We start from the raw sequence: 20,696 nt of genomic DNA, 5'->3' as shown, positions 1-20,696 counted from the left end.
GGTGCAAGTACGCGACCAACCTGCCAGCTGAGCGCAACATCCAGCGGAGCATTGGCCAGGATGGGCTGCAACCGCCCCTGTTCCAAGGCGTCTTGGGCAAGGGCCGCTGGGTTCATACCCCATCCCAGCCCGGCAATCGCTGCCTCCACGAACCCGTTCGAGGATGGCAGGAAATGAAATGGCGGCGACAGATGGCCAGCAACGTATTGCGACAGCCATGCCTTTTGCAGACCATCCTTTTGGTTGAAAACCAGACAGGGCGCTTTGCCCAGCGTGTCCTCATTCACGCCGTCCTTGAACCACGTGTTGATGAAGGCAGGGCTGGCTGTGGGCAGGTATCGCAGCACACCCAGCGCCGTTACGTCACACCCTGTCACGGGACGCCCGCCCACAGTGACGGCTGCGCTGACCTCACCGCGTTTCAGCCAATCTGCCGAATGGTCCTGGTCGTCAACGACTAAATCGAACAGCATGTCGGGCACTTGCACCATTGCATCGATAAACCATGTGGCCAGAACATCGGCGGGCACCGCGATGCGAACCCGCGCGGATCGCGGATTCTGTTCCAACGCCAATTCGCGGGCCAATTGTGCCTCAAGAAGACCGACATCCTCGGCATAGCGGGCAATACGCAGCCCTGCGGGCGTTCCGGTGCAAGGCGTAACCCGATGGATCAACGATGCACCGACCCGATCCTCCAGCGCTTTGATCCGCTGGGAAACTGCAGAAGGCGTGACAGCCAGTTCCGCAGCCGCAGCTTCAAAGCTCCCAAGGCGCAGGATGGCGGATAATGCGGACAGTTGGTTTGGATCCAGCAGCATTAGAGTTTCTTAAGTCAGAGCAGAATCTTTAATTTGATAGGTCACGCCAAGGGGCTTAGTCAACGCTTGGAAAGGTTCAGGAGGTCCCATGCCAACATCCATGATTGCCGGTTTTGCACTGGGTTTCAGCCTGATCCTTGCGATCGGTGCGCAAAACGCCTTTATCCTGCGGCAGGGATTGCGACGCGAGCACGTCTTCATTCTGTGCCTGACCTGCGCGGTGTCCGATGCTGTATTGATCGGCGCGGGCGTGGCTGGTTTTGGCACTCTGGCGCAGGCGGTGCCGTGGTTCGAAACCGTGATGCGCTATGGCGGGGCCGCGTTCCTGACCTGGTATGGGCTGCGCAGCCTTGGCTCGGCCTGGCAGGGCGGCGCGGTGATGGAGATCGGCAATGGTCAGCGCACCAGCTTGAAAACCGCGCTTCTAACGGTGCTCGCCTTCACCTGGCTGAACCCGCATGTCTATTTGGACACCGTCGTGCTGATCGGTTCAATCTCGGCGCAGTATGACGACCGTCTGGGGTTTGCACTGGGCGCAATGACGTCCAGCTTTGTCTTCTTCTTCTCGCTGGGATACGGCGCAGGCGTTCTGTCGCCTGTTTTTACCCGCCCGCAGGCGTGGCAGGTGCTGGATGCCGGGATTGGCGTTGTCATGTTGGGCATTGCACTGAAACTTGTTGTCATGTGAAGGGTTGTTCCTGACCGGGTTTCGGTGTTCAACCTAAGCCATGACTTCAAACGCCGTTTCGTCCCGCCCCATAGCAGGCATGTTCTGGATGTTTTCCGCCGGGCTGTCCTTTGTTGTGATGACGGCTTTGGTGAAGTCCTTGGGGACGACCATGAACCCGATTCAGGCCGCGTTTCTGCGATATGCGTTGGGGCTGGTATTCTTGCTTCCGGCTCTGCGGTCGATCATGGCTACGCGGCTGACGCCCCGTTTGTTGACGCTGTTCGGCGTGCGGGGTGTGGTTCATGCTGTTGCGGTGATGCTGTGGTTCTTTGCCATGACGCAGATCCCGTTGGCTGAAGTCACGGCCATGAACTACATGACACCCGTCTACGTGACTTTGGGGGCAGCCTTGTTTCTGGGAGAAAAACTTGCCTTTCGACGGATCGCAGCAATTCTGGTTGCTTTGGGCGGGGTGTTGATCATCCTGCGACCGGGTTTCCGAGAGGTGTCTCCGGGACATCTGGCGATGCTCGGCACAGCCTTGATGCTGGGCGGTTCGTACCTGCTGGCTAAACTGTTGGTACGCGATGTGCCACCTTCGGTTGTTGTGGCGCATCTTTCGATTTGGGTAACACTGGCACTGATCCCCTTTGCAGTGGCGGTCTGGACTCAGCCCAGCCTGCGCGATCTGGGGGTTTTGTTTCTGGTGGCCTGTTTTGCAACCGCCGGGCATTATCTCATGACTCTGGCATTGCAAGCCGCGCCCGTGGCTGTCACGCAGCCGGTCACATTTCTTCAGTTGATCTGGGCCACATTGTTGGGCGCTGTTGTGTTCCATGAAAGCGTTGATATCTGGGTCGTTGCCGGTGGCACTTTGATCCTGTGTGCCGTCAGTTTCATCTCATGGCGCGAAGCAGTGCTGAACCGCCGAGACTTGACGCCTCCGAGCATTGCGCCGAAGCTATGAGGCAAGTCTAACCGTCTCTTTCATTGATTGACGAGTCAATAAAAAACTCCTAATTTGGGGTCGTAACGCCTGTTCAGGGGGGAATGATGCCAAAAGTAGGAATGGAGCCGATCCGCCGGGATGCAATTGTCCGTGCCACGATTGCAGAATTGGGCGTGCAGAAATCCCTTGATGTGACAGTCAGCCAGATTGCGAAACGCGCGGGTATGTCCAGTGCACTCGCACATCACTATTTTGGCGGCAAGGATCAGATTTTCCTGGCGGCCATGCGTCAGATCCTGACGGATTTTGGCGAGGAGGCGCGTGCCAAATTGAAAGCGGCCGCGCCCGAGGAGCGAGCAAAGGCAATCATTCAGGCGTGCTTTGCCCCCTCATGTTTCACACCAGACGTGATTGCAGCTTGGATGACCTTTTATGTTCTGGCGCAGACCAATGATGACGCGCTGCGCCTATGGCAGGTCTATCAGGCGCGCATCCGTTCGAACCTTATTGATGCGCTGCGCCCCAAAATGCAGGATCCGGTAGAGGCGGCCGAAAACATGATCGCTCTGATCGACGGGCTATACATCCGAGCGGCTCTCAGCGCCCCGGAGGAACCGCAATTGGCGGTGAACCACGCAATGCGTGTGCTCAACACTCTGCTCGAGGCTGAAAAATGACAAAACCGAACATTCTGATCCTGATGGTGGATCAGCTGAACGGAACCCTCTTTCCCGATGGTCCCGCAGATTGGTTACATGCTCCGAACCTGAAGAAACTGGCCGAGAAGTCGACGCGGTTTGCCAATGCCTACACAGCCTCGCCGTTATGCGCGCCGGGGCGGGCCAGCTTTATGTCTGGCCAACTGCCTTCGCGCACCGGCGTCTATGACAACGCAGCTGAGTTCCGCAGCGACATCCCCACCTACGCGCACCACCTGCGCCGGGCCGGATATTATACCTGCCTGTCCGGCAAAATGCATTTCGTCGGCCCCGACCAGATGCACGGGTTCGAGGATCGTCTGACCACTGACATCTACCCGGCCGATTTCGGCTGGACCCCAGACTATCGCAAACCGGGAGAGCGGATCGACTGGTGGTATCACAACATGGGCTCCGTGACGGGCGCAGGCGTTGCAGAAATCTCGAACCAGATGGAGTACGATGACGAGGTGGCCTACAACGCCAAGGCCAAGCTCTACGATCTGGCGCGCGGCAAGGATGATCGCCCTTGGTGTGTGACCGTTAGCTTCACCCATCCGCATGATCCATATGTGGCCCGCCGCAAATACTGGGATTTGTACGAGGATTGTGAGCATCTTCTGCCCGAGGTCGCTGATATTGGCTACGACAATCAGGACCCGCACGCCAAGCGGATATTCGACGCCAATGACTGGCGCAGTTTCGACATCACCGAAGAAGACATCCGCAAATCCCGCCGCGCCTATTTCGCCAATATCTCTTATCTGGACGACAAGATCGGTGAGATCATCGAAGTGTTGGAAACGACCCGGCAAGAGGCGATCATCCTGTTTGTCTCGGATCACGGTGACATGCTGGGCGAACGCGGCCTGTGGTTCAAAATGAACTTCTACGAAGGTTCCGCGCGTGTGCCGTTGATGATTGCGTCCCCCGACCTGCCTGCCGGGCGGATCGATACGCCGGTTTCCACGATCGATGTAACGCCGACTCTTGGCGCCTTGGCCGGTGTCGATATGGATGAAATCGCACCTTGGACAGATGGTGAAAACCTCGTGCCGCTGGCGAAAGGTGGTGAGAGAGCCGCGCCCGTGGCCATGGAATATGCGGCCGAGGCATCTTATGCGCCGCTGGTGTCGCTGCGCTATGGCAAGTGGAAATACAACCGCTGCGCGTTGGACCCGGACCAGCTTTTTGATCTTGAGGCCGACCCGCACGAACTCACCAATCTTGCAGACAAACCCGAACACGCGGGTACCCTGCAAACCTTGCGCGCAAAATCCGAGGCCCGTTGGGATCTGGATCGCTTCGACGCCGACGTCCGCGCCAGTCAGGCGCGCCGCTGGGTCGTGTACGAAGCGCTGCGGCAAGGTGGCTATTACCCATGGGATTACCAGCCGCTGCAAAAAGCATCGGAACGCTACATGCGCAATCACATGGATCTGAACGTCGTAGAGGAAAACGCTCGGTTCCCGCGCGGAGAGTAACCTCTTCATCTTTTTGAAAATACTCCCGCCGGAGGCATTCAGCCTCGGCGGGTCAGGAGTTGTGGAAATGGAAGCAGATTTTGTCATCGTAGGCGCGGGCTCGGCCGGATGTGCGATGGCCTACCGTTTGAGCGAAGCCGGGGCTTCGGTTCTGGTGATCGAACACGGTGGGACAGACGCGGGACCGTTCATTCAGATGCCAGCCGCGTTGAGCTATCCGATGAACATGTCGCGTTACGACTGGGGCTACCAGTCCGAGCCCGAGCCGCACCTGAACAACCGGCGTCTGGCTTGTCCGCGTGGCAAGGTGATCGGCGGCTCGTCCTCGATCAATGGAATGGTCTACGTTCGCGGCCACGCACGTGACTTCGATACCTGGGCCGAGATGGGCGCAGATGGCTGGTCGTATGCTGATGTCCTGCCATACTATAAACGCATGGAAAGCTGGCACGACGGGGGTCACGGTGGTGATCCGGCATGGCGTGGCACGAATGGTCCGCTTCATGTCTCGCGCGGTCCACGCGAAAACCCCTTGTTCAAAGCGTTCGTCGATGCGGGTCAACAGGCCGGATACGAGGTTACGGGCGACTATAACGGCGAAAAGCAGGAAGGCTTTGGCCCGATGGAACAGACCGTCTGGAAAGGACGGCGTTGGTCGGCGGCGAATGCCTATCTGAAACCGGCGCTCAAGCGCGACAATTGCGATATCGTACGGGGCCTGGCGTCTCGGGTCGTGATGGAAAACGGGCGCGCCACCGGGGTGGAGCTGATCCGCGGCGGCAAGTCTGAAGTCATCAAAGCCCGGCGTGAGGTTGTTCTGGCAGCGTCCTCGATCAACTCGCCCAAGCTTTTGATGTTGTCCGGCATCGGTCCGGCCGCGCATCTGGCCGAGCACGGGATAGACGTTGTTGCAGATCGACCGGGCGTTGGTGCCAACCTGCAGGACCATCTGGAGCTGTATATACAGCAAGCCTCGTTGCAGCCGATCACGCTGTATAAGCATTGGAACCTGTTCAGCAAAGGTCTGATCGGGGCACAATGGCTATTCACAAAAACCGGTCTGGGAGCGTCGAACCAGTTTGAAAGCGCGGCCTTCATCCGGTCGAAACCTGGCGTGGAGTACCCAGATATTCAGTACCACTTCCTGCCCATCGCGGTCCGTTATGACGGGCAGGCGGCAGCGGAAGGCCACGGGTTCCAGGCGCATGTCGGTCCGATGCGGTCTCCGTCGCGAGGGGCGGTGACTCTGCGGTCCGCTCAAGCTGCGGACGCGCCGGTGATCAAGTTCAACTACATGAGCCATGACGAGGATTGGGAAGATTTCCGCACCTGTATCCGTCTGACCCGAGAAATCTTTGGCCAAGACGCATTTAAGCCTTATGCAGGCAAAGAAATCCAACCGGGTGCCGCCGTTCAAACAGATGAAGAGCTGAACGCCTTTATCGCAGAACATGCCGAAAGCGCTTATCACCCCTGTGGCACCTGTCGGATGGGGCGCGCGGATGACAAAGACGCCGTGGTTGATCCCGAAGGCCGTGTGATCGGTGTGGATGGGCTGCGTGTTGCGGACAGCTCGATCTTTCCTCAGATCACCAACGGTAACCTCAACGCGCCGTCGATCATGGTGGGCGAGAAAGTGTCGGATTCCCTGCTGGGCAAAGACCCGCTGCCCAAAGCCAACGACCGGCCTTGGATCCACCCGAACTGGGCGACGGCACAACGTTAACCTTTTGACGTGCCCCCGGTTGAATATGCGTGATTTCAGGCGCATATCGGGGGCATGTTAAGGATTTGTTTAGCTTTTGTTCTGTTTCTGCCATGTGTGTCACTGGCCGCAGAACGTCTTTCTGGCCAGGTTCATGTGATTGATGCCGATACTTGGGAAGTTGGCGGTATCCGGGTTCGCCTGCATGGAATCGATGCGCCCGAGCTGGATCAATCCTGTCAGGATGCCGAAGGATCAACGTGGCCATGCGGTGCCTGGGTGACGCAGGAGGTTCGCCAGCTATTCCAAGGAAAAACAGCGTCGTGCATGCCGTTGGACCGCGATCGATATGGTCGGGTTGTCGCAAAGTGTATGTTCGAGGCGCAAGATGCAGCCGATCAACTGGTGCGGCTGGGTTTGGCCTTTGCCTATCGCAAGTATTCACATGCCTATGAAAGCGCTGAGCAAGACGCAAAGGCGCGAAGTGTTGGGCTGCATCAGCAGCAGATTCAAGTACCTTGGGTGCATCGCGCCGCCAGGAGGTCCGCTTCATCAGACGAGTGTCGGATCAAAGGGAATATCTCTGCCAAGGGCGAAAAGATATACCACATGCCGGGCCAGGCCTTTTATGCCAAGACCCGGATTAGTACGTCCAAAGGCGAGCGTTGGTTCTGTTCTGCCGCTGCCGCCCGCGCCGCAGGATGGCGTGCGTCGCGACGCTGAAATTTGCATGAAAACTGCATGAAATTGATCCGCGTCAAAGCGGGTTCTCATGGGCGCGACTACGACTGATTTGCAACGACTTATTATGGAGCGAACAGATATGTCCCACACCCCGCATGAACTGGCTGAAGAGTTCCCGGACAAAGTTGAATTGATGAGCCAGCTCAAGCAATCGGACGCGCATTTTGCCCGGCTGGCCGACGAGTATCACGAAATCAACCGCGTGGTTCATCGCTCAGAAACAAATGTCGAACCGATGGAAGATCTGGCTGAGGTTGAGCTGCGCAAAAAGCGTGCCGCCTTAAAGGATGAGATCTGGTCGATCCTGTCCAAAGCCTAAGCCAAGAGATGGGGGCTCTGCCCCCGTCGCGGCCTGGGCCGCGACTCCCCCGAGGTATTTTGGGCCAGGTGAAGATCAGGTGACTTCGTAGGGCAGGGTGCCGCGCATATGGGTGTCGATGCTCAGGCGGCGTTCCAGTGGAGGAACCGAGCGCTGGTGGCAGGTTTGCCGTTCGCAGATGCGGCAAGAAATGCCGATCGGTTCGTATGCGCTGGCGTTATTGATATCGAGATTGTCGGCATAGACAAGCGCCGGGGCGTGGCGCACTTCGCACCCCAATGCGATCGCATAGCGCCTGACAGGTGCGCCGAAGGACCCGCCTGACTTTGACACGTCCCGTGCAAGAGAAATATAGCGAACCCCATCTGGCGTTTCTGCCAGTTGGCGAAGAAAATGCCCCGGCGTTTCAAAGGCGCGGTGCACGTTCCACAACGGACACGCGCCACCGAACCGCGCAAATTGCAGGCGCGTGGCCGAGTGTCGTTTGGTAATCGTGCCAGCCTGATCCACCCGGACAAAAAAGAAAGGGATACCTTTTGCTCCGGGGCGCTGAAGCGTTGATAGCCGATGGGCAATCTGCTCGATTGACGCTCCGAACCGATTGCTTAGCAGTTCCAGATCGTGGCGCTCTTCTTGCGCGGCGGTCAGGAAGGCGGAATATGGCATCAATGACGCGCCCGCGAAATAGTTGGCAAGGCCGATCTTTGCAATCGACCGGGCCTCGTCGCTTTGGAACTTTGCAAAATCCAGCGTTGCTTCCAACAGCTTGTCCTGGCTGATCAACGCAACCTGCAACAGCAATTGGAACACTTGGGTTTGAGGTGCCGCGCGCGAGGACAGGCGCAGTATTTTGCTTTCTGCATCGTAACTGCGCAGTGGGTCCATATCTGAAAAAACGACTTGTATGCCGCGCTCTGACAGGCTGTTCAGGGCGGCCTGCCGTATCCCTCCGGGGCCGTCCGCGCGGTTGGCGAACAGTTCTGCCGCTCTGTCCACAGCGTCGATATAGTTGTCGCAGTAATGAAAGAAATCGCGCACTTCTTCCCACGGGCTGGCCTGAATACGGGCATCTTCGCGCCCCAAGGCTTCGTCCAGTGACGCAAGGCGTTCGTGTGTCTGGCGGTAGGTTTTGTGTAACTCGATAAAGGCACGCGCCAAGGCCGGGGCGTTTGATGCGGTCAGGCGCAGATCAGCCAATGGAGGTTGGGCATCGGCGAATACCGGGTCGGCCAATGCCTCACGCATGTCAGATACAAGCCGTTCGCTGTCGCCGGTGCTTAGTTCGGTCACGTCCATGCCGAATTCCTGCGCCAGGGCTAAAACAACCGTTGTCGAAATCGGTCTGTTGTTATTCTCCATCTGGTTCAGGTAGGGCAGGGAAACACCCAGTTTGGCTGCGAATTCACGCTGGGTCAGAGTCAGACGTGTGCGCATCTCGCGGAGCTTTGCGCCCGCATAGAGTTTTTGAGTTGCCATTGGGGGCCTTTGCAAGTTTCCTAAATCCGAAGACTAACTTTGCAAAGTGGCCCGTGCAAGCGTTTAGAGCCCCAGTTGTCGTTCCCGCCGAATGACTGCCGCAATCGCACAAATGGCTAAAAAGGCAGTTGCCAGCATCAACCACAAAAGAGGCATCGCGCCGGTCTCGTGCGTCAACAGCGCACCGGCCAAGGCACTTAGCCCTGCGCCGCCGCCCAACATTATGGCACCGCTCAAGCCTGATGCGGTTGCCGCCAGGTGCGGGCGGACAGACAGTGAGCCGGCGGTTGCATTAGGAATGACCATGCCGTTTCCGATGCCGACAAAGGTCATGAGCCCAAAGAAGCTGAGCGCTGTTCCGCTGCCCACAAGAAAAAGCGATGCCGATAACGCGACGCCGAAGGCGTTTAACAGGCTGCCCCAAAAAACCATGCGATTCACGCCAACCCGCATAGAATAGCGCCCGCTGATGAAGTTCCCCGCGAAATATCCAACGGCAGGCGCGCCGAAATAGATACCAACTTGCGCGGCGCTCAGTCCGAATAATTCAGTTCCAATAAATGGCGCACCACCCAGATAAGCAAAGAACGCCCCCGACGAAAAGGCGCAGGCCAATGAATATCCCCAGAAGCGTGGCGAGGTCAGCAATTCGGGGTATTCTTTGAATTGCTGTACGAGTGATTTCCCACTTTTTGCTGCCGTCTCGCCAAAATCCGTAAAGGTCAGGAAAAGCGTCAAAGCGCCAATGGCGAATGGCAGCCAGAAATTTGCTTTCCAGCCGAACGCCTCTTCGAGAATACCGCCAATTGCAGGTCCGATCATGGGGACGACCGCCATACCCATGGTCACGTAACCGATCATCGATGCCGCCTGGTCTTGATCGTACATATCCCGCACGGCTGCGCGGCTTAATACGATACCTACAACAACGACTGCCTGACACATCCTGAAGATCAGAAATATCTCGGCGTTCGGCGCATATATGCATCCCAAAGTGGCCAGTAGGAAAAGCGCGAGGCCCCAAAGCAAAACAGGTCTGCGACCCGCCTTGTCGGCAATTGGGCCAATCACGATTTGCAAAACGGCGTTGATCAGCAGGTACAGGGCAATCGAGAGTTGCATGACCTTGTAATCGGTGTCGAAGTACAGGGCCATATTCGGCAGGCTGGGCAAGAACAGGTTCATGCTCAGGGCGGACAGACCCGAGAGCAAGACAAGTGTTGCCAATGTGGGTGGTGTGCGCTGTGTGGCGCCAGAGCTGAACTGCATAGTTCACATGTATAGCCATGGAATTTCGGAATGCCAGCCGTTGGAGAAAATCAGTCCGATACTTAGCTAATTTGCAGTTATCCAGAATGTTGTTGCTGATACTTTGCAAATTTGCCGAAAAGAACTTTGGATCAGGCTGTCTAACAGGTAGTGTCCGGTCAAATTTTAAAAGGGATACGCGTCATGAAGGACATCCTTTCCGAGTTGGAAAATCGCCGGGATGAGGCACGGCTGGGCGGTGGGCAAAGAAGGATCGATGCCCAACATTCACGCGGCAAACTGACAGCACGTGAACGGATCGAATTGCTGCTGGATGAAGGCAGTTTCGAGGAATTCGATATGTTTGTCAGCCACCGCTGTACTGAATTCGGCATGGAAAACCAAAAGCCTGCGGGCGATGGGGTCGTGACCGGGTGGGGCACAATCAACGGCCGTATGGTCTATGTGTTCAGCCAGGACTTTACCGTTTTCGGTGGGTCGCTCTCGGAAACCCACGCGCAGAAGATTTGCAAGATCATGGATATGGCGGTGCAGAATGGTGCGCCGATCATCGGGATCAACGACTCGGGTGGGGCGCGAATCCAGGAAGGTGTCGCGTCGCTGGCGGGGTATGCCGAAGTGTTCCAGCGCAACATTACGGCATCCGGCGTTGTCCCGCAGATCAGCTTGATCATGGGCCCCTGTGCCGGTGGCGCGGTTTACAGCCCGGCAATGACGGACTTTATCTTCATGGTCAAAGATTCGTCTTACATGTTTGTGACCGGCCCGGACGTGGTCAAAACGGTTACCAACGAGGTCGTGACGGCTGAGGAACTGGGTGGTGCGTCGACACACACCAAGAAGTCGTCGGTCGCGGATGCGGCGTTTGAAAATGATGTCGAGGCGTTGGCCGAAGTACGCCGGCTTGTGGATTTCCTGCCCCTCAACAATCGCGAGAAACCCCCGGTCCGTCCATTCTTTGACGAACCCGGACGGCTTGAGCCGTCGCTGGATACCCTGGTGCCGGACAATCCCAACACGCCCTACGACATGAAGGAACTCATCACCAAAGTGGCGGATGAGGGTGACTTCTACGAAATCCAGGAAGATTTCGCCAAGAACATCATCACCGGCTTTATCCGCCTGGAGGGTCAGACCGTCGGGGTCGTTGCCAACCAGCCGATGGTTCTGGCGGGATGTCTGGACATTGACAGCTCGCGCAAGGCGGCGCGCTTTGTGCGCTTCTGTGATTGTTTTGAAATCCCGATCCTGACCTTTGTGGATGTTCCGGGCTTCCTGCCGGGCACGCAGCAGGAATACAGCGGCGTGATCAAACACGGTGCGAAGCTGCTTTATGCCTATGGTGAGGCCACAGTGCCCAAAGTGACCGTGATCACGCGGAAAGCCTATGGCGGTGCCTATGTGGTTATGGCGTCCAAGCATCTGCGTGGTGATTTCAACTATGCCTGGCCCACAGCTGAAATCGCGGTGATGGGGGCAAAAGGTGCAACCGAAATCATCCATCGTGCGGATCTGGCGGACGCAGAAAAGACCGCACAGCATGTCGCAGATTACGAAGATCGGTTTGCCAACCCCTTTGTTGCGGCCGAGCGCGGCTTTGTCGATGAAGTAATCATGCCGCAATCGACCCGTCGTCGTGTGTCCAGAGCGTTCGCCAGCTTGCGCGGTAAGCAGCTAAAGAACCCGTGGAAAAAGCACGACAATATTCCGCTGTAACTGCGCTGGGGCGGTGCAGACCGCCCCGGTGTTCCTGTGCGTCGTCAGGCTAAAAAATGGGCAAAACCCGCTCAAAATTGAGGCGGAATTGACAAGAATCGGCAAATAGTTGAATGATCCGACCCATCAGACATAGAACAGCGCAGTTCACAAGTACTGCGCGTGCGATCCCGGAAGGAGGAGCTCGCCCTTGGCGGGTCCGGGATCGCGCCATTTGTCTGCTGTTCTGCGCGCTTTGTACTTCTGCCTTTGCTCAATCGGATGCCCAGCTGCCGGTGCCGTCTGGCCAGCCTGTGCATTTGGATGAAGTCTTGCTGGACAACAATCCGGGCGAGCTTTGGGTGCGCTTCCGTTTCATCGCCCCTAAGATTGGCGCGACGGTTGGGCGGATTACCTATGATGTTGCGTCGAAAGACATGGAGCATCTGTGCCAGATACTGGCTGTTCCTTATGTGGCCCAACATAACCTGCAGCCGGTGCGTGTTGTTATCTCGTTGTCCGACCGACCAGTGGAATTTGGCGATGCTGCCCCTGACGCGACGCAGTTTTTTGAAGCCTACCAGCTGGAGCAGTCCCGGTGTATCTGGGAGGGGCTTTGATCATGAGCTTTTACCGTCATGACCTCAGAGCATCTCAGATAAACGGTGCGGCTTTGGAGGTGCGCAACATGATCCCATCCCTTTTCGGGTTTGATTTTTCTTTGTCTGTAAGCGTCAAGCCTGGGGTATTGCCATGCTAAAGCATCGCGGATTCCCCGGACGTCTGACTGGCACAGATTTTCAGTTCACCATTCGCCGCGCCAATCCCAAGGGCGTGACGCCGTTGACCCGTCGGGAGCGGTTCCGCGATCGCAAGCCTGCGGATAAACGCGCGGACACAGCGTTCATGGAAGCGCTTTGGGCGCATTTCGGGGATCAGCCCTTCGAGCGGGGCAATCTGGATGCCGGTCGCCTGAGCTGGTTGTTCGGACGCGAAGTTGTGCCTGCAGAAGACCCGTTCAATCCGGCCAGCTATGATGCGCTTTTGGTCATCGATGTGGATGCGGCCCGCGCGTCCTTTCCCGAAATCATCGACGGAATGGGCTGACTGTGAAATTGGCTGCTACATATCAGCGTGCTGAACACGGTCTTGCAGGGGCCCTGCCCGAAACCGGGCAGGGTTTGTGTACTAGATCAAAAGTTCAGCTGGGCAGCCAACTGAACACGGTTGCCGTCAAAGGTCCGGCCTGTGGGCGCATCGTTCCGCTCACCATAGATGTACTCGGCGCTCAGCGTCAGATTGTCGGTCGCCTTGTAGAAAGCGTTGACATGGATCGTCTCCAGCTCGGTAAAGGACAAAGTGCCTGTCGAAGTGGGAAGATCGTAGTTCTCGCGACCGTACGCAATGCCGACATTCCACTTTGGACTCAGATCCTGTCTGAATTCGACGGTGTAGCCATCAACATCGTTCGCCTGCCCGCCGACAATCGCATCGCCAAGGCCGATCAGGTATGGTCCAAGCGCCTCGCCCGTTACATAGTTGACCTGAAACAGCCCGCCTTCCCATGGACGTATCGAGGCAGAGGCGGTGAAACCGGTTTGGTCAACTTCGACATTGCCGGAATTGGCTTTGCCGTAAAGAACTGCACCACGCGCAATGTAAGTACCATCGTTGTATTCAGCCGCAGCTGTCAGGACCGGGTCATCAGAGTTCGAACCGCTGACGTTTTCTTCCAGCGAAACAGCGAACTGAGCATTGCCTCCAAGCTGTCCCGTATATCGCAACTGTGGAACACGGGCGAAGGCAATCCCGACAGGGCCGTTGAATTCGACCGAGGTAGGATAGGTGTCCAGCGGCTGGAAGTTGGTCCAGTATTGGCCGATCAGGAACTGGTCGCCGATCGTGATGTTTGCGTGACGCACACGCAGTTCGGCGGTTCCACCCGAGCCGAACAGATCAAGCTCCAGCTGCCCCCCGATGTCTCCGATCCCACTTGGTGTGGTGGTGCGCAGGCCGATCCGCGATTGGCGCACGGTCGCCCCAAAGGTACCATCGGTCGCGGCAGACGGTTCACCGATGACGTTCACGAAGGCGGTATCGCCCTGATCGAATTCAAAGTCGTAGAAGAAGTCGGCCTTCACATAGCCGTAGACATCCAGAACGGTGCTGCCGATCTGAAAATCTCCGTTGGCGGGGCTGCTATTGGCGGATTCCAGCGCCTCGACCCGGTCGCGCAAAGCATCGAGTTCGGCCTGTGTCTGGGCATCCTGAGCGTAGGCAAGCGTGCTGGTCACACTAAGCGCCGAGGCAGCGAGCAGGAGTGCCTTCATTCGTGTCGTCGTCATGTGGGTGTTTCCTTGTGTGCGAGTGTGCCTGCGCACCGTTTCACGCAGCCTGCGACGACGGAAATCACGAGAATGGGACAAAAAAATTCAAATTTCTCAAGGAAATGTGCAATTCGACCTCGGAAAAATCACACCAAGGTGAACCGATCTGTCAACCATATGAATGTGAATGCTATTTTGCATCGCAGAAAAAAGTCGACGTGTGATGCTGCACCTGCAAATGACCGTTTTCACCGGGTGGGATGTAACGGCAATGTGACGGGAAAAAAGGGCATGGCTTCGGATTGCCAAAGACTTGAGATCGGCACGAACTTGCGCGGGCTCTCTCAGCGTGGGCAGAAACCAGCCGAGATAACGCTTGGAAACAATACAGTGTTTGATGGAGATATTATGCCGTGCAAAGTGAACGAGCCGTGCGGCTCTACTTTGCCTGCGCCGCACATGCACCTACTATTCCGTACCCCTTCCTTACGCGGACAGGCTTGTGTTCCCCACAAAACCCTGTCCGCGCTTTTCTTTTTACGGTCTACCGGCAAAAAGAGGCAAAAATCTGCACAAAACCTGCCTGCGCGCCCTTTGATATTGAATAACACGCCGCGTTTCGCGCATCAGAGCGCAAACGAAGCAAGACAACCAGAAGGGCAGTTACAATGCGAATCTCAAAACTCATCCTCGTTGCAGCGACCTGCGCGGGCTTGTCTGCCTGCGGCGACACCACAGGTGAACAGGCAATTCTTGGGGGCGGCGCCGGCGCAGTCGGTGCAGCCGTTCTCAACGCAGACCCGCTTGTTGGCGCGGCCGTTGGTGCAGCGGGCAACGTGCTTTACTGCAAAACGCAGAACAACTGTAACTAACGCATCTTTTTCGGGGCGTCTGTCGCCTCGTCCGTCATCGCGCATCACGCCGTCGTGGGGATCGCTCCCTGCGGCGGCGTTTTGCGTTTCCAGAACACCAAGCCAAAGGACGCTCCATGTTCAATAAGATCCTGATCGCCAACCGGGGCGAGATCGCCTGCCGGGTCATCAAGACCGCCCGCAAGATGGGTATCGGCACTGTTGCCATTTATTCGGATGCGGACAGACAAGCGCTGCATGTGTCGATGGCGGATGAAGCTGTGCATATTGGCCCGCCGCCGGCGAACCAGTCGTACATTGTGATCGATAAGGTCATGGATGCCATTCGCCAAAGCGGTGCGCAGGCGGTGCATCCGGGTTACGGGTTCTTGTCGGAAAACGCAAAATTCGCCGAAGCGCTGGAAGCTGAAGGCGTGGCCTTTGTCGGTCCCCCGAAAGGTGCAATCGAGGCGATGGGCGACAAGATCACGTCGAAGAAAATCGCTCAGGACGCAAACGTGTCGACGGTTCCGGGCTATATGGGGCTGATCGAGGATGCAGATGAGGCGGTCAAAATCTCGAATGAGATCGGCTACCCTGTCATGATCAAGGCCAGCGCCGGTGGCGGTGGTAAGGGCATGCGCATCGCGTGGAACGACGAAGAAGCGCGCGAGGGCTTCCAGTCGTCCAAGAACGAAGCTGCGAACTCGTTTGGGGATGACCGGATTTTTATCGAGAAATTCGTCACCCAGCCGCGTCACATCGAAATTCAGGTTTTGTGTGACAGCCATGGAAACGGGATCTATCTGGGCGAGCGGGAATGCTCGATCCAGCGCCGAAACCAGAAGGTAGTAGAAGAGGCACCGTCGCCTTTCCTTGATGAAGCAACCCGCAAGGCGATGGGCGAACAGGCCGTGGCGTTGGCCAAGGCGGTTGGCTATTCCAGCGCGGGCACGGTGGAATTCATCGTCGATGGGGAAAAGAACTTTTACTTCCTTGAAATGAACACCCGTCTACAGGTGGAACACCCGGTCACCGAGCTGATCACAGGCGTCGATCTGGTGGAGCAGATGATCCGTGTGGCAGCAGGTGAGCCTTTGTCGATCACGCAGGAAGACGTGACACTGACTGGTTGGGCCATTGAAAACCGCTTGTATGCGGAAGATCCCTATCGCAACTTCTTACCGTCGATTGGTCGTCTGACCCGGTATCGCCCGCCACAGGAAACAGCGGCTGGTCCGATGCTGATCAATGGCAAATGGCAAGGCGACGCGCCCGAAGGTGAAGCGGCAGTACGCAACGATACCGGCGTCTACGAGGGCGGCGAGATCAGCATGTATTACGACCCTATGATCGCAAAACTCTGCACCTGGGCACCGACCCGCGAAGCCGCGATTGAGGCGATGCGCGTTGCCCTGGACAGTTTCGAGGTTGAAGGTATCGGTCACAACCTGCCGTTCCTGTCGGCTGTGATGGACCACCCGAAGTTCATCAGTGGTGACATGACCACCGCCTTTATTGCCGAAGAATACCCTGATGGGTTCGAAGGGGTCGCGCTCCCCGAATCTGATCTGCGCGGGATCGCGGCATCCTGCGCGGCAATGCATCGCGTGGCCGAAATCCGCCGGACCCGTGTGTCGGGCCGGATGGACAACCACGAACGCAAGGTCGGCACCGATTGGGTCGTTACCTTCGGCGGCGAGGTGCCGTGGCCTCTCAAGGTTATAGCCGATCAGGAAGGTGCCACCATTCGGTTCGAGGATGGTCAGGAAATGAGAGTGACGGGTGATTGGACCCCGGGCGATCAGCTTGCCACCATGATGGTTGATGGCGCACCGTTGGTCATGAAGGTGGGTAAAGTCTCTGGCGGGTTCCGAATCCGCAATCGTGGCGCTGACCTCAAGGTGCAGATACGTACCCCGCGTCAGGCCGAGCTGGCGCGCCTGATGCCCGAGAAATTGCCACCAGATACTTCGAAAATGCTGCTTTGCCCGATGCCCGGTCTGGTCGTGAAGATCGATGTCGAAGTCGGGCAGGAGGTGCAGGAAGGTCAGGCATTGTGCACGATCGAGGCGATGAAGATGGAAAACATCCTGCGCGCCGAGAAGAAAGGCACCGTAGCCAAGATCAATGCGGGCCCCGGCGACAGTCTCGCCGTGGACGAAGTGATCATCGAGTTTGAGTGATCATGGCGACGCTTTCGGCATATCTCGGCATGTCTCCGGCGCGCTGCGTCGGAGGCTTTGGACGTGTCGAAGGCGCTTACCCCCCCTCGCGCCGTTCGCGGATTTCGCGTTCCCGCAAAGGGGTTTTGTCGATGGATCGGCTGATTTCGCGCACGCTCCAAGGCGCGGGTTTGCGTAATTTCACCACGCCGTCCTTGTCGACGAATACCATCTGGAACCCACGCGGACGCAATTGCGCCCGGATCGGGGATCGCGCCGAAGGGTCGGTATCGGTCAAGACCACCACATCCCTGTCACGCATGGCCTCTTCGCCGTCCAGCAGCATGTCGATCTGTTGCTGGAACCGCGGGTCGGCAGGCGTATCGGCAAAGACCACAATGGGTCGGTTGACCCATAAAAACTCACTGAGTTCACTGTCCCCTACCGGGCGAACAAAGCTGTCATCCGTCGTCGCAGTGCCGTCCGCCGCCCAGGCGGCCAGAGGGATTAGTGCCGAGAAAACAAAGGCAAGCGTGCGTGTCATGTGGCCTCCTGTTCTTTCGAATATAGCCTCTGTGACCGCGATTGCGACTGAGGAATTACACAGAACACACAAAATTTCACGCTTGTGCCAAAACGCCTTGGCCAAGCGCACGACCTCAATGCGGACGCTTTCTGCGGCCGCCATCCGAATTGACGAGAGGAAATCGAAATGACCGACACACAGGACTGGAAAGCGCTGGCCGAGAAAGAGCTGCGCGGACGTCCGTTGGACGATCTAACCAAGGAGACGCTGGAAGGCATCGCCGTAAAACCGCTTTATACGCAGGAAGATACCGCTGATCTGCCACATATGGGATCGTTACCGGGGTTTGGTCCGTTCACACGCGGGGTAAAGGCCACGATGTATGCCGGGCGCCCCTGGACGATCCGTCAATATGCGGGCTTTTCGACGGCCGAGGAATCAAACGCCTTCTACCGCCGCAACCTGGCAGCAGGTCAGCAGGGTGTCTCGGTCGCTTTCGATCTAGCCACGCACCGTGGTTATGACAGTGATCACCCGCGTGTTGTAGGCGATGTGGGCAAGGCCGGTGTGGCCATCGACTCGGTCGAGGATATGAAGATCCTGTTTGACGGCATTCCGCTGGACAAGGTCTCGGTCTCGATGACCATGAACGGCGCGGTGATCCCGATTTTGGCGAGCTTCATCGTTGCGGGCGAAGAGCAGGGGCATGACAAATCCGTGCTATCCGGCACCATTCAGAACGACATTCTGAAAGAGTTCATGGTGAGGAACACCTATATCTATCCGCCCGAACCCTCGATGAAGATCATCTCGGACATCATCGAGTACACCTCGAACGAGATGCCCAAGTTCAACTCGATCTCGATCTCGGGCTATCACATGCAAGAGGCCGGGGCGAACCTGGTACAGGAACTGGCCTATACGCTGGCCGACGGACGCGAATATGTGCGCGCTGCCACCGAGGCCGGGATGGACGTGGACAAGTTCGCGGGGCGTCTGTCGTTCTTCTTTGCCATTGGCATGAACTTCTTCATGGAGATCGCCAAACTGCGCGCCGCGCGGACGCTGTGGCACCGGGTGATGACGGACTTCGGGGCGAAATCCGAACGGTCGAAGATGCTGCGGACCCACTGCCAGACCTCGGGCGTGTCGCTGCAGGAACAAGACCCGTATAACAACGTGATCCGCACCGCCTATGAGGCGATGAGTGCGGTTTTGGGCGGCACCCAGTCGCTGCACACCAACGCTCTGGACGAGGCGATTGCTCTGCCGACCGACTTTTCGGCCCGTATCGCCCGGAACACGCAGCTGGTGTTGCAGGAAGAGACTGGCGTGACCGATGTGGTCGATCCGCTGGCCGGGTCTTATTACGTCGAAAGCCTGACCAATGAACTGGTCGAAAAAGCCTGGGCACTTATGGAAGAGGTCGAGGAGATGGGCGGTATGACCAAGGCCGTGGCCAGCGGCATGCCCAAACTGCGGATCGAAGAAAGCGCGGCCCGCCGTCAGGCCATGATCGACCGGGGCGACGAGGTGATCGTTGGGGTCAACAAGTACCGCAAGGAACAGGAAGACCCGATCGACATTCTGGATGTCGACAACGTAGCGGTGCGCGAAGCACAAGTTGCGCGACTGGAACGTATCCGCGCAACCCGCGATGAGGCCGCCTGTCAGGCTGCGTTGGACGCGCTGACCCAAACCGCCCAAGAGGGTGGCAACCTGCTGGCTGCCGCGGTCGAGGCCGCCCGCGCCCGCGCATCCGTAGGAGAGATCAGCATGGCAATGGAGAAAGAATTCGGTCGCCACCGTGCCGAAGTGAAAACCCTGGCCGGTGTGTATGGCGCGGCCTATGAAGGTGACGAAGGCTTTGCCGCGATCCAGAAATCCATTGAAGATTTTGCCGAAGCTGAAGGGCGTCGCCCCCGTTTGCTGGTGGTCAAGATGGGACAGGACGGCCACGACCGGGGGGCCAAGGTTATCGCCACGGCCTTTGCCGATATTGGGTTTGACGTCGACGTTGGGCCTTTGTTCCAGACACCCGCCGAGGCCGCGCAGGATGCGGTGGACAATGACGTGCATGTGGTTGGGATTTCCTCGCAAGCCGCAGGGCACAAGACGCTGGCCCCGCAGTTGGTGGAAGAGCTTAAGAAAGCCGGTGCCGAGGATATTATCGTTATCTGCGGTGGCGTGATCCCGCAGCAGGATTATCAGTTCCTGTACGATCATGGGGTGAAAGCGATCTTTGGGCCGGGCACCAATATCCCCGAAGCCGCGCAGGACATCCTGCGTCTGATCAGCGAAGCACGCGCTTAAACTGTAGCATAGGTTTTTCGTCGAAAAATCTTGTGATCCCGCTTCAATGGCGGAAACATGCGACCAGACCTTATTGGGTCTGGTCGAATTGTTTTTGGGAGGGGCGCATGTTGCTCGATCATCTGGCTGTCGCCGGGGAAACGCTGGAAGAAGCATCCGCGCATGTCGAACAGGCTTTGGGCGTTGCGTTGCAAGCGGGCGGCAAGCACGAGACGTTTGGCACTTATAATCGACTGTTGGGCCTCAAGGACGGCTTGTATCTTGAGGCAATTGCCATTGATCCCGACGCGCCCAAGCCGGAACGGACCCGCTGGTTCGATCTGGACCGTTTCACAGGAAAACCTAGGCTGACCAATTGGATTTGCCGCGTGCCGGATATCGAGGCGTCTCTTTCAGTGTTTCCCGATGGTGTTGGAACGCCGATTGATCTGACACGCGGAGCCCTGAGCTGGCGTATGGCCGTGCCACCAACAGGTCGTCTTCCCTTTGACAACCTGTTTCCTGCCCTGATCCAGTGGCAAGGGGATCTGCATCCGGCGCAGATGTTGCAGGACAGCGGTTGCCGCCTGCGCAGGCTGGTCGTGTTCCACCCGGATGCGTTGACACTGGCCACGCATCTTGGCGCATTGGACTGGGTGGTGTTTGACACCGGGCCAGCCGCTTTGCGGGCCGAGTTTGAAACCC

At 57.5% G+C, this 20,696-nt stretch carries 19 protein-coding genes; 14 read left to right on the top strand and 5 right to left on the bottom strand.

What is annotated here, in order from left to right:
* Positions 1–821, bottom strand: an 821-nt coding sequence (locus AC2FNU_RS17795; RefSeq protein ID WP_496791015.1) for a LysR family transcriptional regulator ArgP, incomplete at its 3' end; no start/stop codon positions are given.
* 88 nt (positions 822–909) lie between these two features.
* Between AC2FNU_RS17795 and AC2FNU_RS17790 the strand changes: the two genes are divergently transcribed.
* From AC2FNU_RS17790 to AC2FNU_RS17760, 7 genes are all read left to right on the top strand, one after another.
* Positions 910–1,509, top strand: a complete 600-nt coding sequence (locus tag AC2FNU_RS17790; RefSeq protein ID WP_496791011.1) for a LysE/ArgO family amino acid transporter — start codon at positions 910–912, stop codon at positions 1,507–1,509.
* Positions 1,510–1,549: 40 nt separating this feature from the next.
* The gene (locus AC2FNU_RS17785; RefSeq protein WP_496791010.1) at positions 1,550–2,458 is read left to right on the top strand and encodes a DMT family transporter; all 909 of its coding nucleotides are present in this window, start codon (positions 1,550–1,552) and stop codon (positions 2,456–2,458) included.
* Between the two features lie 86 nt (positions 2,459–2,544).
* Entirely contained in the window at positions 2,545–3,117 is a 573-nt protein-coding gene (gene betI / locus AC2FNU_RS17780; protein ID WP_496791008.1) for a choline-binding transcriptional repressor BetI, read from the top strand.
* Positions 3,114–4,622: a choline-sulfatase gene (betC, locus tag AC2FNU_RS17775; protein ID WP_496791006.1), complete on the top strand. Its 1,509-nt coding sequence runs from the start codon at positions 3,114–3,116 to the stop codon at positions 4,620–4,622. The genes betI and betC overlap by 4 nt, the downstream gene beginning before the upstream one ends.
* Before the next feature lie 67 nt (positions 4,623–4,689).
* Positions 4,690–6,348 carry a choline dehydrogenase gene (gene betA, locus AC2FNU_RS17770; protein WP_496791005.1) on the top strand — a complete coding sequence of 553 codons (1,659 nt, stop codon included), beginning with the start codon at positions 4,690–4,692 and terminating at the stop codon, positions 6,346–6,348.
* Between the two features lie 54 nt (positions 6,349–6,402).
* Positions 6,403–7,050 carry a thermonuclease family protein gene (locus AC2FNU_RS17765; protein WP_496791002.1) on the top strand — a complete coding sequence of 216 codons (648 nt, stop codon included), beginning with the start codon at positions 6,403–6,405 and terminating at the stop codon, positions 7,048–7,050.
* 100 nt (positions 7,051–7,150) lie between these two features.
* Positions 7,151–7,390 carry an HP1242/YdcH family protein gene (locus AC2FNU_RS17760; protein WP_496791000.1) on the top strand — a complete coding sequence of 80 codons (240 nt, stop codon included), beginning with the start codon at positions 7,151–7,153 and terminating at the stop codon, positions 7,388–7,390.
* A 75-nt stretch (positions 7,391–7,465) separates the two neighbouring features.
* On the opposite strand, the gene AC2FNU_RS17755 is transcribed toward AC2FNU_RS17760, so the two are convergent.
* Together AC2FNU_RS17755 and AC2FNU_RS17750 are read right to left on the bottom strand one after the other, a co-directional pair.
* Positions 7,466–8,866 (bottom strand): helix-turn-helix domain-containing protein, encoded by a 1,401-nt coding sequence (locus AC2FNU_RS17755; RefSeq protein ID WP_480798452.1) that lies wholly within the window; start codon positions 8,864–8,866, stop codon positions 7,466–7,468.
* A gap of 63 nt (positions 8,867–8,929) precedes the next feature.
* Positions 8,930–10,135, bottom strand: coding sequence for a multidrug effflux MFS transporter (locus AC2FNU_RS17750; RefSeq protein ID WP_496790995.1), 1,206 nt, complete (start codon positions 10,133–10,135; stop codon positions 8,930–8,932).
* 183 nt (positions 10,136–10,318) lie between these two features.
* Between AC2FNU_RS17750 and AC2FNU_RS17745 the strand changes: the two genes are divergently transcribed.
* From AC2FNU_RS17745 to AC2FNU_RS17735, 3 genes are all read left to right on the top strand, one after another.
* A complete protein-coding gene (locus tag AC2FNU_RS17745; RefSeq protein WP_496790992.1) occupies positions 10,319–11,851 on the top strand; it encodes an acyl-CoA carboxylase subunit beta in 1,533 nt (510 codons plus the stop codon).
* 113 nt (positions 11,852–11,964) lie between these two features.
* A complete protein-coding gene (locus AC2FNU_RS17740) occupies positions 11,965–12,450 on the top strand; it encodes a DUF6497 family protein (protein WP_496790990.1) in 486 nt (161 codons plus the stop codon).
* 133 nt (positions 12,451–12,583) lie between these two features.
* Positions 12,584–12,937, top strand: coding sequence for a hypothetical protein (locus tag AC2FNU_RS17735; RefSeq protein WP_496790988.1), 354 nt, complete (start codon positions 12,584–12,586; stop codon positions 12,935–12,937).
* Between the two features lie 86 nt (positions 12,938–13,023).
* Here AC2FNU_RS17735 and AC2FNU_RS17730 read toward each other — a convergent pair whose 3' ends face one another.
* The gene (locus tag AC2FNU_RS17730) at positions 13,024–14,175 is read right to left on the bottom strand and encodes a DcaP family trimeric outer membrane transporter (protein WP_496790986.1); all 1,152 of its coding nucleotides are present in this window, start codon (positions 14,173–14,175) and stop codon (positions 13,024–13,026) included.
* Positions 14,176–14,825: 650 nt separating this feature from the next.
* Here AC2FNU_RS17730 and AC2FNU_RS17725 point away from each other — a divergent pair.
* Both AC2FNU_RS17725 and AC2FNU_RS17720 read left to right on the top strand, forming a co-directional pair.
* Positions 14,826–15,029, top strand: a complete 204-nt coding sequence (locus AC2FNU_RS17725) for a hypothetical protein (protein WP_480798458.1) — start codon at positions 14,826–14,828, stop codon at positions 15,027–15,029.
* 116 nt (positions 15,030–15,145) lie between these two features.
* Positions 15,146–17,194 carry an acetyl-CoA carboxylase biotin carboxylase subunit gene (locus tag AC2FNU_RS17720; protein ID WP_496790984.1) on the top strand — a complete coding sequence of 683 codons (2,049 nt, stop codon included), beginning with the start codon at positions 15,146–15,148 and terminating at the stop codon, positions 17,192–17,194.
* A gap of 76 nt (positions 17,195–17,270) precedes the next feature.
* Here AC2FNU_RS17720 and AC2FNU_RS17715 read toward each other — a convergent pair whose 3' ends face one another.
* Positions 17,271–17,717, bottom strand: coding sequence for a DUF4174 domain-containing protein (locus tag AC2FNU_RS17715; protein ID WP_496790981.1), 447 nt, complete (start codon positions 17,715–17,717; stop codon positions 17,271–17,273).
* 168 nt (positions 17,718–17,885) lie between these two features.
* On the opposite strand from AC2FNU_RS17715, the gene scpA reads away from it, so the two are divergent.
* Both scpA and AC2FNU_RS17705 read left to right on the top strand, forming a co-directional pair.
* Complete coding sequence (scpA, locus tag AC2FNU_RS17710; protein WP_496790977.1) at positions 17,886–20,012, top strand: methylmalonyl-CoA mutase; 2,127 nt, start codon at positions 17,886–17,888, stop codon at positions 20,010–20,012.
* Between the two features lie 107 nt (positions 20,013–20,119).
* Positions 20,120–20,696 (top strand): VOC family protein (locus tag AC2FNU_RS17705; protein WP_496790973.1); only part of this gene is annotated, 577 nt, incomplete at its 3' end.

Source organism: Ruegeria sp. BHSB064 (assembly GCF_059613205.1).
This window is presented reverse-complemented; position numbering and strand designations above follow the sequence as displayed.